Annotated in this window: 9 protein-coding genes; all 9 read right to left on the reverse strand. The window is 69.2% G+C overall.

Annotated features, from left to right (window positions below):
* Window positions 1–25: 25 nt before the first annotated feature.
* On the reverse strand, window positions 26–1,672 hold the full coding sequence (locus tag AC1DZQ_RS04935; RefSeq protein WP_476962457.1) for a hypothetical protein: 1,647 nt from the start codon (window positions 1,670–1,672) through the stop codon (window positions 26–28).
* Window positions 1,673–1,860: 188 nt separating this feature from the next.
* Window positions 1,861–4,482 (reverse strand): PKD domain-containing protein, encoded by a 2,622-nt coding sequence (locus tag AC1DZQ_RS04940; protein ID WP_476962458.1) that lies wholly within the window; start codon window positions 4,480–4,482, stop codon window positions 1,861–1,863.
* A gap of 84 nt (window positions 4,483–4,566) precedes the next feature.
* Window positions 4,567–8,394 (reverse strand): PKD domain-containing protein, encoded by a 3,828-nt coding sequence (locus tag AC1DZQ_RS04945; RefSeq protein ID WP_476962459.1) that lies wholly within the window; start codon window positions 8,392–8,394, stop codon window positions 4,567–4,569.
* Window positions 8,395–8,416: 22 nt separating this feature from the next.
* On the reverse strand, window positions 8,417–12,064 hold the full coding sequence (locus AC1DZQ_RS04950) for a PKD domain-containing protein (RefSeq protein WP_476962460.1): 3,648 nt from the start codon (window positions 12,062–12,064) through the stop codon (window positions 8,417–8,419).
* A gap of 11 nt (window positions 12,065–12,075) precedes the next feature.
* Complete coding sequence (locus AC1DZQ_RS04955) at window positions 12,076–13,017, reverse strand: hypothetical protein (protein ID WP_476962461.1); 942 nt, start codon at window positions 13,015–13,017, stop codon at window positions 12,076–12,078.
* A complete protein-coding gene (locus tag AC1DZQ_RS04960) occupies window positions 13,014–13,832 on the reverse strand; it encodes a hypothetical protein (protein WP_476962462.1) in 819 nt (272 codons plus the stop codon). Before AC1DZQ_RS04960 ends, AC1DZQ_RS04955 begins: the two co-directional genes overlap by 4 nt.
* Entirely contained in the window at window positions 13,829–14,626 is a 798-nt protein-coding gene (locus tag AC1DZQ_RS04965) for a CDP-alcohol phosphatidyltransferase family protein (RefSeq protein ID WP_476962463.1), read from the reverse strand. The genes AC1DZQ_RS04960 and AC1DZQ_RS04965 overlap by 4 nt, the downstream gene beginning before the upstream one ends.
* Complete coding sequence (locus AC1DZQ_RS04970; RefSeq protein ID WP_476962610.1) at window positions 14,623–15,789, reverse strand: DUF1972 domain-containing protein; 1,167 nt, start codon at window positions 15,787–15,789, stop codon at window positions 14,623–14,625. The genes AC1DZQ_RS04965 and AC1DZQ_RS04970 overlap by 4 nt, the downstream gene beginning before the upstream one ends.
* A 5-nt stretch (window positions 15,790–15,794) precedes the next feature.
* Entirely contained in the window at window positions 15,795–16,256 is a 462-nt protein-coding gene (locus AC1DZQ_RS04975; RefSeq protein WP_476962464.1) for an FAD synthase family protein, read from the reverse strand.
* Window positions 16,257–16,266: the final 10 nt, after the last annotated feature.

Genomic DNA, 16,266 nt, shown 5'->3' on the forward strand with positions numbered 1-16,266 from the left:
GAAAGGATCCGGCCCGTCTTGTGTGTCATTTGGCTTTCAAGCTCACAACCGGGGACGTCTTGGCATTGCCGAATGAATCGCTGGCCACCACCTTGTATTCATGGGTGGTCCCGGGCGGCACCGAGTCGAGCTGCGCCATGGTGGGCCGGTACCAGAACCGGGACGAGACCGTCCGGGTGTTGACGACCTTCCCGTCCCGGTACAGCTTGTACGTCAGCCTGGAGGTATCGCGGTCCCAGTTGGCCTGCCAGGTGATGCTGATCGTGCCGGCCGACGGCGATGACAGCACCGGGTTCGTGGACGCGGCCGAGGACCTGGGGCCTTCCTTGTTCGGGGCGATGCTGCTGACAGCGAAACGCGCCAGTCCCTGCTGTCCGCGCAGGTTGACGTTGCGGAATTCGCCGCCCATCACCACGTACTGATCGTTTCCGGCAACGGTCCACGGGCCCTGGTTCTGGCCGGTGGCCGTCCCGGTGTCCATATCCGGGAACCACACCAGCAGCGTCGGCATGGGCTGGCCGACGAAGCTCGGCAGCCTGGAACTGGGCCTGGTTAGGGTCCCGGTCGCTGCCTTGCTGTAGGCGAGCGCCCGGTGCCAGGACCGGGGATCGGATTCCGGGAAGCCATCGATCTTCCCGCAGTCATGGGAGTGCCCCGCCTTGTAGACGGCTGTGCTGCTGGCAAAGGTGCTGTAAGAATCGCCACGGCAGTCATCGATCCACTTGATGGCGAGGTTGGACCAGTTCGCGGCAAAGGATCCCTCAAGGTTTCCGGTGCCGCCGCTGTCAATGAGGATGAATGCCGTCCCGTACCAGCTTGTCCCGTCGCTCGAGAGCGAGGTGATGGCCGCGTAGGTGCCGGCGTTGCGCACGACATTGTTGGCCGGCGTGGGCAGGTTCTTTCCGCCCACCGGGTCCACGGCGCCCAGGCCAAAGCCCGGATCGCTGCTGCCATTGAGCGTGGTGAAGGCCCCGCCGACCACCACCTTGCTGCGGTCAGGAGCGAGGGCCAGGGCATTGACCCGTCCGCCGCCGGCCGCGGGCTTCCATGCCAGCAGGCTGCCGTCAGAAGCGCGGACCGCCGCCAGCCTCGATCTCGCGGCGGAGCCTACTGCCGTGAACGAGCCCCCCACATAGACCGTGTCCGGCGTGGCCACGATTGCCCGGACCGATCCCGACATCGGCGGGGCCCAGCCTGGAATGACGGCCCCGGTCCCCGGGTCGAGGGCCACAACCTTCCGCACTGCCTGGCCGTTGGCCTGGGTGAAGTCGCCGCCCACATAGAGCCGTTTGTGGTCCGGGGACGCCGTCACCGCCAGGGCCTGGGCGTTGAGGGACGCAGTAAAGCTGGTGATGAGCTTTCCCGTACTCAGGCTGAACGCCAGGATGTTTTTCCGGGGCGTCGTTTGGGTTCCGGCCGCGGCGCCGGCGGGGCGGGCGGTATTGAATTTCCCCACCGCGAAGACGCGGTCTCCGATGACGGTCTGCTGCCACACCACCCCGTCCACCTGGACCGTCGGCAGCGAATCCGCCGTCACCGTCACAGGGCTCGAGGGCAGGCTCGGGTCGGCGGGCGCGGAGTCCGCGGTTGCGCCCGGGGCGGCCGCAAGGGCCAGGGCTGTGACCAGCGCAGCACTGGCACCGGCCCTCCAGGCCCGGGCATCGGCCGGCAATCCGTGCCGCCATCGACGGAAACGGGGACCGTTCCGGGGCGATATTCCGTGGGCATGATGCGCGGACGCGCCCCCAGACTTCCAGGACATCAGAGTCCTCCTTCGGTCAGTATCGCCATTCCTTGGGTGACTTGCCCGGTTGCGGCTGCCCGTTCCCGGCCTTTCTGGTCTTACCTTTCAATCGCCCGTCAGTTGGGCCGCGCATCGAGGTTGTCGAACCGTGCCAGCACCGGCGCGTTGGTCGCGGAACTGGACAGGTAGGCCAGCAGCCCCACCGCTCCCCCGCCCTGCAGGCCGGCGGCAGAGTCGGTGGCTGTGGCGTTCCACGGCCCCGGCTCCGCCGTTCCCGTCCGCCAGGTCTTCGCCCGGAGCGTGGTGGGCGAGGCTCCGGTGACTTCCACCCTCAGTTGCAGCTGCTGGCCGGCCGCAAGCGTGATTCCCGGCGTGAACTGCCCGAGCACGGTCTCAGCGCCGCCGGCGAGCCGGGTCAGCTGGAGGGTTGTGGCTCCGTTGGCCGCCACCTTGACCTTGCCGCGGTATTCGGCCGTGCCCACGCGCCGCCCTATCACCCCGAGGTAGGAGCCTCCTCCGTTGCCGATCTTGTCCAGCGATACCGTCACGAGCGCGTTGCTGGCAGCAGTGGAGACCGACGGCAGGAATGCTGACGGGCCCCGGCCTGCGGCCAGGTTCATGGTTCCCTGCCCTCCGGCGACCGAGAAAAACGACGCCGAGCCGTTCAGCGACCACGCTCCGCCGGTGTCCGCCGTTCCCCAGCCGGACGCCAGCGTCCGGCCGAAGGCGTCCTGCGCCAGGACCCCGCCGGAGCTGACGGTGACGTCGTGGCTGACGGTACCGGTGGCGCCRCTGTTGTCCGTCACGGTCAGTGTCACGGTGTAGGTGCCGGCGGCCGCGTAGCTGTGCGACGCCGTGACACCGGTGCCGGTGCCGCCGTCGCCGAACGCCCACGAGTAGCCGACGATGGTGCCGTCGGGATCCGAGGACGCGGCGGCGTCGACGTTCACCGTCAGCCCCGTGGTGCCGGCCGTGAAGGCGGCCGCCGGTGGAGTGCCGGAGGAGCCGGCGATAGTGATGCTGCGGCTGTCTCCCGTGACGGTGTTTCCCAGCGGATCCCGGACGGCGATCCTGTAGCTGTGCGCACCGGCCGCTAGTCCGGAGTCGGTGAACTCCAGGGCCGGGCGCTGCCAGAACGTGGACTGCGCGGAGATTGTGTGCACCGGGACCGGGTTTCCGTCGCGCAGGACGCTGTAGCTCAGGTTCGAATTGTCGCGGTCCCAATTGGCCTGCCACTGCACGCGGACCTGCCCGGCTCCCGGGCTGGCCAGGGTGGGCACGAACGCGGCCCCGGTGACGCGCGGGCCCTGCAGGTTGGGCGCCGCGTCCCTGCGCGCGAAACGGGCCAAGCCCTGTTGCGGCTGCTGGTTGACGTTGCGGAATTCCCCCACCATCACCACATAGGTGTTGTTGCCGGTCACGGCCCAGGGGCCCTGGCTTTGGCCGCTGGCAGTTCCGTTGTCCATGTCCGGGAACCAGTTCAGCAGCGACGGTGCGGGCTGCCCCGTGAAGGACGGGTACCCGAGGGTATCCCGCACGAGGGTCCCCGTGGCGGCCTTGCCGAAGGCGACCGCCCGGTGCCAGACGCGCGGGGTGACCTCGGGGAATCCGCCCAGGTTGCCGCAGTAGTGCGGGTGTCCGGCGACATAGACCGCGGTGTCGGTGGCGAAGGCACCGTAGGAATCGCCGTGGCAGTCCTCCACCCATTTGATCCTGCCGTCGGACCAGTTGGCCGCGAAGGCGCCCTCCAGGTTGCCGCCCGTGCCGAAAATGTAACCGGTGCCATAGAAGCTCGTGCCGTCCGTGGACAGTGACAGCACCGCCGAGTCCGTTCCGGCGTCGCGGACCACGTCGTTGGCCTGCAGGGGCAGGTTGGCGCCGCTGAGTGCGTCCACCATGCCGAGCCCGTAGCCTGGGCGGGAGGAGTTGTTCAGCGTGGTGAACGCGCCGCCGACCACCACGCGTCCTCCCTCGGGAGAGAGGGCCAGGGCGTTGACCCTGCCGCTCGTGGCAACCGGCGCCCACGGCAGCAGCGCTCCGTTCGCGGCGCTGACGGCCGCGAGCCGGGTGCGGGCCGCGGTTCCGACGCCCGTGAAGGTGCCGCCCATCCACACGGTCCCGCCCGATGCCGCGATGGCCCGGACGGCGGCGTTCATCCGCGGCGCAAACGAACCGATCAGTGCTCCCGTCACGGGGTCCAGCGCCGCGACCCGCAAGCGCTGCACGCCGTTGACGGACGTGAAATCCCCGCCGATGTACAGCCGCGATCCGTCCGGCGACGGCGCGACGGCGAGCGCCTGGGCGTTCAGGACGGGCGCGAAGCCGGTGATGAGCCGCCCCGTCGTGATGTCGAAGGCCAGGATGTTGGCCCGGGCGCTCAGCTGCGTCCCGGGAGCGGCGCCGAAGGGCCGGGCGTTGCCGAACTTGCCGACCACGTAGACGGTGTTGCCGATCACGGCCGATTGCCACGCCACGCCATCGTGCTGGGCGGTGGGGAGGCTGTCCGCCGTGACGGTTACCGGGGTCTTGGGGTCGTTCGGGTCAAGGGGAGCGGAATCGGTGACGCCGCCGGGTGCCCACACGAGCGTCGCGGCAATGAACACGAGCAACGCGGCGGCCAAGGCACCCGCCACCGCAGCGGCGCGGCGGACTTGCGGACGGGCCCGTGGCTGGGCGCCCGGGCCGCCAGTGCCGGTCCCCGCCGTGGTTCCGGATCCGGCTTCTGTTCGCCACGTCATGGAATGATCCCCCTTCATCTCGTTGCGGGTCTCCCCTCCTCAGCCCGTCCCTCCTCGCGGTCAACTCCCCCCGCAGTCAACTACTCAGTTAAGCCGCACATCGAAATCGTCAAACCTTGCCTGCACCGGCGCGTTGCCCGCGGTGCTCCACAGGAAGGACATCAGCCCGACCGAACCGGCGCCCTGGAGCGAAGCCGAGGCGTCCCCGGCTGTTACGAGCCACGCTGCCGGTTCGGTGGCGCCGTCCCGCCAGACCTTCGCCTGGAGGGCAGCCGGCGCCGCACCGGTGACCGTCATCCGGAGCCGGAGCTGGTCTCCGGCGGCCACCGTCAGGCCGGGCACCGTGACGGACTGCAGCGTGGTTTCCGTGCCGCCCACGAGCTTGGTCAGGTACAGGCTCGTGCTCCCCGTCGAGGAGATCTTGAGTTTGGCCCGGTACTCGTCTGCCCCGGCCTTCCGCCCGATGATGCCGAGGAACATGCCGCCGCCGCTGGCGACCTTGTCCGTCGAGGTTTTGACCCGGACGTCCGCGGCCGGGGCCGAGATTCCGGACAGGTAGGCCAGGCGCTGGACGCCGGCAGTTCCCAGCGTCATGGAACCCACCCCCGAGCCCACGGCGTAGTTGCCCGCCGTGCCGGCGGCCGTCCAGACCCCGCCGGTGTCCGCCGTGCCCCAGCCTGGGCCCGCCGTCCGCCCGAAGGCGTCGGCGGCGATGGGCGAGTTCGGCGGCGGGTCTGTGACCGTGACCGTCGTCGTGGCGGTACCGGCGGCGCCGTCGTTGTCCAGCACTGTCAGGACGACGACGTAGCTGCCGGACGCTGCGTAGGTGTGCGATGGTGCGGAGCCGGCTCCCGTGGAGGAGTCGCCGAAGTCCCAGGCGTAGGAGGCAACCGTGCCGTCAGGGTCTAGTGTCCCGGCGGCGTCGAAGGCTGCGGTGCGGTTGGTGACCTTGGCCGTGAACTGGGCGGCCGGGGGCTGGTTCGGCTGCACCGAGACCTGCGCGGTGCTTGTGCTGGCGGCGCCGTTGTTGTCCGTGACGGTCAAGGTGACCTGGTAGGTTCCGCCGCTTGCGTAGCTGTGGGATGCTGTTTTCCCCGTTCCTGTGGCCGAGTCGCCGAAGTCCCAGGCGTAGGTGCCGATGGTGCCGTCGGGGTCGGTGGACGTCGACGCGTCCACGGCTGCGGTCAGCTTGCTGGTGGTGGACGTGAACGCCGCCACGGGCGGTTGGTTCCCGGGTGGGGCCGTGGCCGTGACGGTGCGGGTGGTGCTCGTGGAGTTGCCGTCGCCGTCGGTCACGGTGAGGCGGACGGTGTAGGTTCCGGCAGCCGCGTAGGCGTGCTGGGTGGTGACGCCAGTCCCGGTGGTTCCGTCGCCGTATGCCCAGGTGTAGGTAGCGATGGGTCCGTTCGGGTCCGAGGAGCCGGAGGCGTCGGCGCTGAGGCTCAGGTAAGTGATGGAGGAGGTGAAGGCTGCCGTGGGCGGCGTGGCCGGGACGGTGAGCGTGCGGCCGGAGGCGCGGTAGTGGTTCTGGACCTGCTGGAGGCCGAGGGCCGCGGGATAGAGCGCGACTTCGTCGATGTCGGCTTTGAGGCTGCCGCTGCTCGGCTGGCTGGGCCAGGTGCCCACCAGGTCCGATCCGATCCGCCAGTACCCGTCAAAGACCCGGCCCGAGGTGACGTCGGTACGGAAGGCCGCCCGGGCGCCGTCGATGTAGAGGAACATGCCGCCGCCGCTGAGGGTGGCGGTGACCTGGTGCCATTGGCCATCGTTGAACCCCGTGCCGCTGTTAATGCTCCGGACGGCCCCGTTCCAGAGACCGAAGTAGATCCTGCCGGCGTCGTCCATGTAGACGTTGCGGTCAGTGACCCGGGACGTGCCGCTGGCAACGTTGCCGAACCCGATGATTTTCCCGCCCGTTGTGCTGCTCGTGCGGACCCATGCCTCGGCGGTAAACACGTCCGGCGCGCGCTGGAATGCGTTGTCCGCGGCGACACCGTTGACGGTGCCGTCAAAGGTTCCGGCGCCGGACGTTTCGCCGACGACGGCACCGTCGCCCCGCAGCCCGGTACCGGCAGCGGCTGCGAGGTCCTCGGCGCCGGCCGAATCCACCAAAGTGGGTCCGGAGGTGTCATTGAAGCGCCAGAAGTTCCCGGGGCGGTCAGCCTGGACGGCGTCGGCGTAGCCGGAGACCGGCGTGGAGGCCGCGGCCGTGATAGTGACGGTGTCGGACCGGGATTCGTTACCGAGCGGGTCTGTGGCGAAGATCCGGTATCTGTAACTCTGGCCCGGCACCAGCCCGGAATCGAGATAGCTCATCCCGGGCCGCTTCCAGAACGTGCTGTCCTGCGTGACGGTGTAGGCGGGGGCGGCGGTGATGCCGTCCCGGATTACGCGATACGTGAGCCGGACATTGTCCGGGTCATGGTTGGCCTGCCAGCGCAGCCGCACCGTCCCGGCCGCGGGCGAGCTCAGGGTCGGGTTGCTGCGGGCCCCGCTGAAGACCGGGCCGCGCGCGTTCGGGGCCTTGTCCCGTACGGTGAACCGGACGAGGCCCTGCTGGCGGACGCCGTTGACCGTGGTGAATTCCCCGCCCAGGACCACGTATTGTCCGTTCCCGGTGACGGCCCAGGCCCCCTGGTTCTGGCCGGTATACGCGCCGGTGTCGATGGCCGGGAACCAGTTGAGCAGCGAGGGTGAGGGCAGTCCGGACCAGTTCGGGTAGCCGAGCGGGTCCCGGATGATGGTGCCGGTGGCGGCCTTGCTGAACGCGAGGCCGCGTTGGAAGCTCCAGGGTTCGGTCTGCGGATAGCCGCCGACGTTGCCGCAGTAGTGGGCGTGACCCACCTTGTAGATGACGTCGCCGGCCGGATAGACGGCGTACGTGTCGCCGTGGCAGTCCTCCATCCAGGTGATCTGGCCGTCGTTCCAGCCGGCGGCCACCGTCCCTTCGAGGTTGCCGCCCGTGCCAAAGACGTAGCCGGTCGCGTAGACGTTATCGGCGTCGCCGCTCAGGCTCGTGATGGCGGAGTTGGTTCCGGCGTCCCGCACCCGCGCGTTGGCGGCCCAGGGCAGGAGACCGCCGTTGAGGGTGTCCACGGCGGCGAGCCCGTAGCCGGGGTTGGCGGAGCCGTTAAGGGTGGTGAAGGCGCCACCAACCACCATGCGGGTGCCGTCAGGTGACAGGGCCAGGGCGTTGACCCGGCCGCCTTCCGCCGAGGGCGCCCAGGCTGTGAGACCGCCGTTGGCGGCCTGGACGGCCGCCAACCGGCTGCGCGCGACCGATCCCACCGCGGTGAACAGACCGCCAAGGTAGACGGTGCCGGCCGTCGGCACGATCGCCCGGACGCTTGCGGCGACCTTGGGCAGGAAAGAGGGAATGAGCGCCCCCGTTCCGGGATTGAGCGCGGCGACCCGCCAGGCGTTTGCACCGTTGACAGTGGTGAAGTCACCGCCGACGTAGATGCGCGAACCGTCCGGCGATGCGGCGATGCTGAACGCCTGGGCGTTCAACACGGGGGCAAAAGGAAGCAGTTCGCCCGTGGTGAGGTTGTAGGCCAGGATATTGCGGCGGACCACGGTGTTAGTCCCAGCCGGTGAGCCCGCCGGCCGGGCAGTGCCGAAGCTCCCGGCCGCGTAGACGGTGTTGCCGACCACCACCTGTTGCCAGACGACGCCGTCGATCTGGACTGTCGGCAGGGCATCCGCCGTCACCGTGGCCGGGTTGGCGGGATCGGCCGGCGCCGGCGGGGCACTGTCCGCCGCCGCCGGGGCCACTGCCGCCAGCCCCAGCGACAGTGCGAGCGCCGCAGCCGCCAGGGCCGCCACGACCTTTTCCAGCAGCCGTCGCGGGGCCGGTCCGCGGCGCTGTGCCTGTCCTTGCGCGGATCCTTGCGGTGACGTCAGCATCGTCATGGCCTCCCCCAATTCCCTAGGCCTACGGGATCTTCACGGAGAGGGTGTCAAAACGCAACGCCACCGGGAAGTTGGTGGACGATGCCGAGAGGTAACCGGCAAGTCCTGCGCCGCCGGCCACCTGGAGCCCGGCCGTCGAGTCGCTCCCGGTCAACTGCCACGCTGCCGGTTCGGCTGCAGATGCCCGCCAGACCTTTGCGCTGAGCGCCGTCGGTGCAGTGCCGGTCAGGCTGAGCCGGATGATCACGGGATCGTTCGGGGCCAGGGTCAGGCCGGCAATCGCGAGGGGCCCGGCAATGGTCGTCTCGGCGTTGTTGATGACCCGGGTGAGGTACAGGGACACGGCGCCGTTGCTTCCGACCTTGATCTTGGCGCGGTAATCGTTGCTGTTCGCCCGCCGGCCGATCAGGGAGGCAAACATGCCCCCGCCGTCGGCGATCTTGTCGGCTGAGACCGTGACGGTCCCATCGAAGGCTGCCGTGGACACCGAGTTCAGGTACGCACTCCGGCTGGCTCCGGCGGCACCGAGGCTCACAGCACCGGAGCCGTTGTTCACGGCGAAGTTGGTGTTGCCTCCTGAAAGCGTCCAGGCTCCCCCGGTATCCGCTGTGCCGAAGCCCCCGGTGACGGTCCGCCCAAAGGCGTCCGCGGCGACGACGGTGTTGGCTGCCGGGGCCGTGACGGTGACTGTGCGGCTGAGCGTGCCCGTGGCGCCGTCGTCGTCGGTCACCGTCAGGGTGACTGTGTAGCTGCCGGCACCGGTGTAGGTGTGCGACGCCGTCGCCCCGGTTCCGGTGCTTGCGTCACCGAAGTTCCAGGCATAGCCGGTGATGGTCCCGTCCGAATCCGCTGATCCCGAGCCGTTGAAGGAAGCGGCAAGGTTGGTGGCGGCCGACGTGAACGCGGCCGTCGGGGCCACGTTCGCCGGCGGGGCCACGACGGTCACGGGATGGCCGATGCTCGCGGTGTTTCCGGTATTGTCCGTCACCGTCAGCCGGACCGTGTAGGTGCCGCCTGCCGCGTACCTGTGCTGCGCGGTCACGCCGGCACCGGTGCCGCCGTCGCCGAAGTCCCAGGCGTAGGTGGCGATGGGTCCGTTGGCGTCCGAAGACGTGGTCCCGTCCACCGATGCCGTGAGTCCACTGGCCGCAGAGGTGAAAGCGGCCACAGGCGGCGCGGGAGGTGCGTTGACCGTGCGGCCCGAGGCCACGAAGTGCGCCTGCACCCGCGACAGCGGCAGCACGGTCGGGTAGATGGCGACGTCGTCGATCTGGCCGTCGAGGTAGCGGCTGGTCGGACGGTTGGGCCAACTGGTCAGGTTGTCGCCGCCGATGCGCCAGAAACCGTCGATCGGCCACGCGGACGTGGTGTCGGTCCGCCCGGCAGCGAGGGCGCCGTCGAGGAACAGCTGCATTCCGTTGGAACCGAGGGTCGCCACGACGTGGTGCCACTGGTTGTCGTTGAACGTCTTGGTTGTGGTGACGGTGATCCGGGAGCCGGTCCCGCTGGAGCCGGTTGGACGGACGCCGAAGGAGAGCCGGCCGGTGTTGTCCATGTAGACGTTGCGGTCGAAGTCTGCCGAAACACCGGTCTGCGAATTGCCGTAGCCGATGATCTCGCCGCCCTGGTTGGTGCCGGTCCGGAACCAGGCCTCCGTGCTGAAGACCTGGGGACGGATGGAGAGCGTCGGGCTGCTGGCCACGGAGGTGGTGGTGCCGTTGAAGGTGGCGGCGGTGTCCGTGTCCCCGGTCATCGCGCCCGCGGCGCCGAAGCTGACGCCGGGCCGGACCAGGAGGTCGTCCTTGCCGGCGAGGTCCACGCCGGTGGCCCCGCCGGTTTCGCCGAGGCGCCAGTAGTTGCCGGGCTTGTCCGCCAGCACCTGCTGGGCGTAGCTTCCCGGTGCCGTGGTGGAGCCGGGGACCGTGATGGTGACGGTCTCGCTGCGGGCCTCGTTGCCGAAGGCGTCCCGGGCGAAGATGCGGTAGCCGTAACTCTGGCCCGCGGTCCGGCCGGTGTCCAGGAACGTCATGCCGGGCCGTTTCCAGAAGGTGGAGGCCTGGCTGACGGTGGAGATGACGGCACCGTTGCGGCGCACCTCATAGGTGAGGTTCTCGTTGTCCTGGTCCCAGTTGGCCTGCCACCGGACCCGCACAGTGCCGGCGGCCGGGCTGGACAGTGTCGGGTTGAAGTTCACGCCGCTCAGGCGCGGTCCGCGCAGGTTCGGCGAGATGCCGGTGCGCGGGAACCGGGTCAATCCCTGCTGGGGCTGGTTGTTGATGGTGGTGAATTCGCCGGCCATCACGATGTAGTCTGCGTTGCCGGCAATCGACCAGGCGCCTTGGTCCTGCCCCGTGAACGTGCCGGCGTTCAGGATCGGGAACCAGTTCAGCAGCGACGGGGACGGGTTCCCGGCGAAGTTGGTGTAACCGTGGCTTTCGGCCGTCACTGTGCCCGTGGCCTTCTTGCTGAAGGCGATGCCGCGGTTGAACTGCCAGGGCTCGGCCTGGGGGAAGGCTCCGACGTTGCCGCAGAAGTGCGCGTGCCCCGCCAGGTAGACCGCGTCGCCTAGGGGCTGGATCGAATAGGTGTCGCCATGGCAGTCCTCGAGCCAGTTGGTGGAGCCATCGGACCACTTGACGGAGAACATTCCTTCCAGCGTGCTGCTGCGGCCATAGGTGTAGCCGGCGCCGTAGACGTTGACACCGTCGGTGGCGAGCGTGGTGATGGAGCCGGTCGTGCCGCCGTTGCGGGCGATGCTGTTGATCTGGAAGGGCTGGACGGCGCCGAGGTTCGTGTCCACCTTGGCCACGCCGTAGCCGGGGTTGCTGGAGCCGTTGATGGACGTGAAGGCCCCGCCCACCACCATGCTGGCGCCGTCCGGGGAGAGCGCGAGCGCGTTGACCCGTCCGCCGGCGGCAACCGGGTTCCAAGGCAGGAGCGCGCCGTTGGAGGCGCTCACCGCGGCGAGCTCGGCGCGGGTCACGGAGCCGACGGCATTGAACAGGCCGCCAAGGTACACCGTGGTGGAGGTTGCCACGATCGAGCGGACGGACGCGGACATGCGGGGCAGGAAGCTTGTGATCAGGGCACCTGTGGTGGGGTTCAGGGCGACGGCCCTCCACACGGTGGAACCGTTGTAAGTGGTAAACGCGCCGCCGACGTAGAGCCGCGATCCGTCCGGGGACGCTGCCAGTGCCGTCACCTCTGCGTTGAAGCTGGGCGTGAACGTGCTCAGCAGCGCACCGGTGGTGAGGTTGTAGGCCAGGATGTTGTTCCGCGGGACGGTGCCGGTCCCGGCGGCAGCGCCGGCGGGCCGTGCCTCGGTGAAATTGCCGCCGACGAACACCGTGTTGCCGATGATGACCTGGGCCCAGGCGACGCCGTTGATCTGGGCGGTGGGCAGGCCGTCGGCGGAGACGGTCACGGGGGTGGCGGGGCTGGAGGGATCCGCGGGAGCAGTATCCGCCGCGGCAGGCTGGATGCCGACCAATCCCAGCGACAGGGCGACTGCGGCGGCCAGCAGCAGCGCCAGCAACTTTTTCGCACCAGTCAGGACGGTCGTGTAGGCGGTCTTAGTTATTGTCGGTGCCGGTGCCGTCGTCGGTGCCGGGCCGGCGGGCGGCCGTGCCCCTCTCCTCCGAGCGCTCCCCAGCGTTGCGTTCCTGAGCATTTTCTGTCCCCTTAGTTCGGTTGATGACTGGCCGTGCTGGCACCCAGCTCGGCCACATCCTCGGCCGAAAAGAGGCCTCGAATGCATTGATCGTTTTGGTTCTCTCCCACGTTTGTGCTCATGAGGGTCTGGGCTTGGCTGCCGGGAATGATCGGGAAGTGCCGGGGCACCGGCCCGATCTGGCGCACCGGGATTCCGGCCCGCAGCGCCACCCACTTCAGCCAGATGTCATCCGCGCGCGGGCACGAGGTCAGGAAGCCGTCCCCGCACAGCCGCAGCGCCTCCAGCATTGCCGGCGGGTAGATGACGCCGGACACGCCGGTGGCGAAGTTTCCCGCCCGCACGGCGGTGTCACGGGCTCTCGGCCAGGTCGCGTAACCGGATACCTGGTCCCCCTCTATCCCCATGATGCTGACCCGGTGCGCGCTCACGGCGCCGGGGTGGCGCTCGCCGGCGTCCGCCAGCAGCGCCAGCCACTTCGGCGGGTAGACGATGTCGTCGTCGGCGGTCACGAGCGGCACGGTGTGCCGTGGTGTGGATGAGACGTAGGGGTAGTACTTGGTGTGGGGTCCGTAATTGGACGGTCCGTCATCGGACGGCAGGTAATCGGATGCCGCCAGGATTTCCAGGCCGCGGCGTTCAAGGCGCCGCAGCGACGGCGGGCACGCAGCGATGTCTTCAGGGGACTGCAGCCACAGCACAAGGCGCTGCGGCCGGACCGTGCCGCGGGCAATCGATTCGATCCCGATCGACACCGTGCGTATCCGGGCACCGTAGCTCGTTAGGGAGACGACCACCGGCGCGGATCCCGTGACGGGCCCGCGGGCCGCCAGGTTGCGGACCCGCAGGTACGCCACCGCACAGGTGGCCCGGAGCCGTTTTCCCAGCTTGCGCGCCCGCCGGACCACGCGGCGGGGAGCCGAGACCGGGCGCCCGCCCGGTGCCGGGGTCATGGTTTGTTCCCGGCCGGGGCACGGCCGGCGAACGTCGCAATGGGCGTCTCGGCTTCCAGGTTGAAGTGGATCTTCACGGTGTCCCGTGCGTCGAGCGGCACGGCGAAGATGAACACCCCGACGCCGGTGGCCCCGGGTGCGACGCTGGCCGGGAAGGCCACCGGGTCCGGCCCGCTGAGCTGGCTCGCCGGGGCATCGTCCTTGCCGTAGCTGACGTCCACGAGCGCCCGGTCAAGCGCGAGCGGCGCCGCGGTGTTGTTGACCACGCTGACCTTGAACCGCACGGCCGGTCCGGCCACTTCGCCGATGCCGGTTGCCACGCCCTGGACCGCCGTCATGTCCGTAATGGTCGCCGACACGCCACCTTTGACGGCCTTCTTGGCCGTCAGCTCCACCGGGGCGGCGGTGGGCTGCGCGATTGCCGCGAGCTCCTGGTCCGATTTGCCCTTCCGGTCCACGGGGGCCGGGTTGACCTCCGGCGGCCCGGACGGTTTCGGCGCTATTGGCGGTACACCGGCAGCGGCGGCCGCGTCCAACGTTGGGGAGCTGGCTCCCGGGTCCGGCGTTCCGGAGCCCGTCTGGGCGGCATTGGGGCTGGCCGGGTCAAGACTGGCGGTGCCAGGCTTGGCGGAAGCGCTCGCCGTGCTGTCCGAGCTGGCTGCCGGCGCGGTGCTGCCGGAATTCTTGATCCCGGAAGCCCATGCAACGCCGCCAACAGCCAAGAGCGCGGAGACTCCGAGCGACGTCGCCACCAGGCGGGTGCGGCGGCTGGGCTTCCGGCGCTTGTTCGCGGGGGTGTTGACCTGCTTGTTCATCGCCGGCCTCCCTTCGTGACGGGCTGCTCTGCCGGGCGGGATTGCGGCTGGGAGGCCGAGAGTTCACGGAACCACTTCACTGACGCCAACACCAGGAACCCGGCAGTGGCAGCGAAGATCAGCGTGTAGACGGTGAGGAACACCGGCAGAACGCCGTAGCTGAGGAAGGACAGGCAGAGGACGCCGTAGTCCATCGGGACCACCAGCAGCGAACGGATCCAGGACCGGCCGCCGGGGTCCGCCACGGACACCCGGCCGCTCTGGCGCCGGAGTTGTTCGGTCAGGATCATGCCGAAGAACAGGACCGCGGACACGATCGCCGCACCCAGGGGTACCACGAGCCACCACCGGTCCACGGCGCCAAAGCGGTAGAGTCCGACGGCGAGCGCCAGCGGCATCGTGGAGGTCTTGACGGCGTCGACCATGTGGTCCAGCCACTCCCCCGCGGGCGAGCCGCCGCCCCGCATCCTGGCCACCTGGCCGTCGGCCGAATCACAGGCGTAGCCTGCCACGAGGCACAGTGCCACGGCGATGCCCAGCGCGCCGGAGGGCGGGAAGATTATCAGCAGGGCGATCCCGGCGAAGGTAAAGGCCGCGCTGATGGCTGTCACCGCGTTCGGGCTCAGCCCTGCCCGCATCGCGGCCGCGGCCAGGAGCCGTCCCAGCCGGCGGTTGATGTAGCGCGAATACGCAGGTGCGCTGCGCGCGGCGGCTTTCTGGCCGACTGCCAGGGCCCTGACGGTGTCCCAATAGCCGGCGGCGGCACGTTCGACGTGTGGATCGACGGCAGTCATTGGCCAGCTCCCAGGCTCTGCTGGGCCGAGGCCGAGGGCCGCCGGTAGGCGCCGCGGGCCGAATGCACGCGCAGGCGGGCGAGGTCGTGGCAGAGCTCCTCATAGCCGTCGGTGACGAGGTCCCAGTTGTAGCGGTGCGCGATCAGCCGGGCCTGCTCTCCCCGCGCAGCCACATCGGTGTCGGGGCGCTCGGCGTCCGCGACCAGCCCGGCGACATCCTGCGGGTCCGAAAAATACCGGCCGGAGTGTTCCAAGACTTCACGGTTGAAGCTGACGTCGAACGCGTTGGTCGCCGTTCCGGAGCCGATGGCCCGCAGGAGCGAGGGGTTTGTTCCGCCAACCGAGTGGCCGTGCCAGTACACGAGTGCGTTGGCGTATAGCTGGTCGAGCAGGTCCTGGTCCCAGATCCCGCCGACGAAGCGGACCCGGGCGTCGGCCAAGGCGTGGACGGCGCTCGTGTAGCGGTTCGAGTACGGGGCCGAACCCACGACGATCAGCGGCAGCCGCGCCCCGCTGCGGACGAACCCGTCCACAATCAGGTGGACGTGGTTCTCCGGCTCGAAGCGGGCCACCACCAGATGGTAGCCCTGCGGCGTGAGGTCCAGCTGCCCGAGCTTGTCCGCGTTGCCCTCGGCCAGCAAAGGTGCGCCGTACGCGAGGTAGACAGTGTCGGCGTCGAATTTCTGCCGGTAGTAGGCCTGGATCCCGACGGCGTCGGCGATCAGCGCGTCCGAGAGCTTGACGGCGAGCCGTTCCACGGCCCGGTAGTAGTTCTGGCCGCCTTTGCCCCACTTGGCGCGTTTCCACTCCAGCCCGTCGACGTGGGTGGCCACCGGGATGCCTGCCGCCCGGAAAGCCGGCAGGTAGGGCGCGTTGGCGGCGTTGAAGAGGATTACTGCGTCCGGCCGGCGCCGGAGCAGGTGGGCGACCGACAGACCGGTGTGGCTCAGCGTCTCCAGGGACCGTTTGCGCATCGCCGGGAGGTGGACCAGTTCCATGCCCAGATGCTCGGAGGGCTTGTCGGTGCCGTCCCCCGCGTCACGGCAGTAGACGGTGATGCGGTGGCCGCGTTGCACCAGGCGCTGGCCGATTTCCTCGATCGCGGTTTCAAAGCCGCCGTAGCGGGCCGGGACGCCACGCGTCCCCACCATCGCGACGTGCAGGCCGCTCACCGCCTGGCTCCAAGCCTGAGTTGCGACGGCGAGGCGGACTGGTTGATAAGTTCCAGGGCCGTGCGCAGGGCCGAACTGGACGTGTGGACGGTGTACGGGAAGTAAATGACCTCGACGCCGACGGCGCCAAAGGCCGCCTGCAGCCGGTCGCCTTGCGGCGTGCCTTTCCAGTCGTCGCCCTTGAAGAATACGTTGAAACGCAGTTCTTCCCAGACCTGGAGCTTGTCCGGGACGACTTCTGCGAAGACCTTGTCCACGTAGCCGATGCTGCCGACGATTTCCATCCTCTCGGCGAGGGGGACGAGGGGCAACCTGCCCTTGACCTCCTCAAGGATTTCGTCGGCCACGACCCCGGCAATCAGGTAGTCGCATTGGCTCTTGGCGTGCTTGAGGATGTTCAGATGCCCGATGTGGAAGAGATCAAAAGCCCCCGGGGCATATCCAATTTTGAGACCCATTGTGTTTCTG

Source organism: Arthrobacter sp. P1_C12_2, from assembly GCF_056406415.1.

What these genes read in the sequence shown, in the direction of transcription:
- AC1DZQ_RS04945 (WP_476962459.1), bottom strand. Translation starts at nt 8,394, where the DNA reads ATGACGATGCTGACGTCACCGCAAGGATCCGCGCAAGGACAGGCACAG.
- AC1DZQ_RS04950 (WP_476962460.1), bottom strand. Translation starts at nt 12,064, where the DNA reads ATGCTCAGGAACGCAACGCTGGGGAGCGCTCGGAGGAGAGGGGCACGG.
- AC1DZQ_RS04955 (WP_476962461.1), bottom strand. Translation starts at nt 13,017, where the DNA reads ATGACCCCGGCACCGGGCGGGCGCCCGGTCTCGGCTCCCCGCCGCGTG.
- AC1DZQ_RS04960 (WP_476962462.1), bottom strand. Translation starts at nt 13,832, where the DNA reads ATGAACAAGCAGGTCAACACCCCCGCGAACAAGCGCCGGAAGCCCAGC.
- AC1DZQ_RS04965 (WP_476962463.1), bottom strand. Translation starts at nt 14,626, where the DNA reads ATGACTGCCGTCGATCCACACGTCGAACGTGCCGCCGCCGGCTATTGG.
- AC1DZQ_RS04975 (WP_476962464.1), bottom strand. Translation starts at nt 16,256, where the DNA reads ATGGGTCTCAAAATTGGATATGCCCCGGGGGCTTTTGATCTCTTCCAC.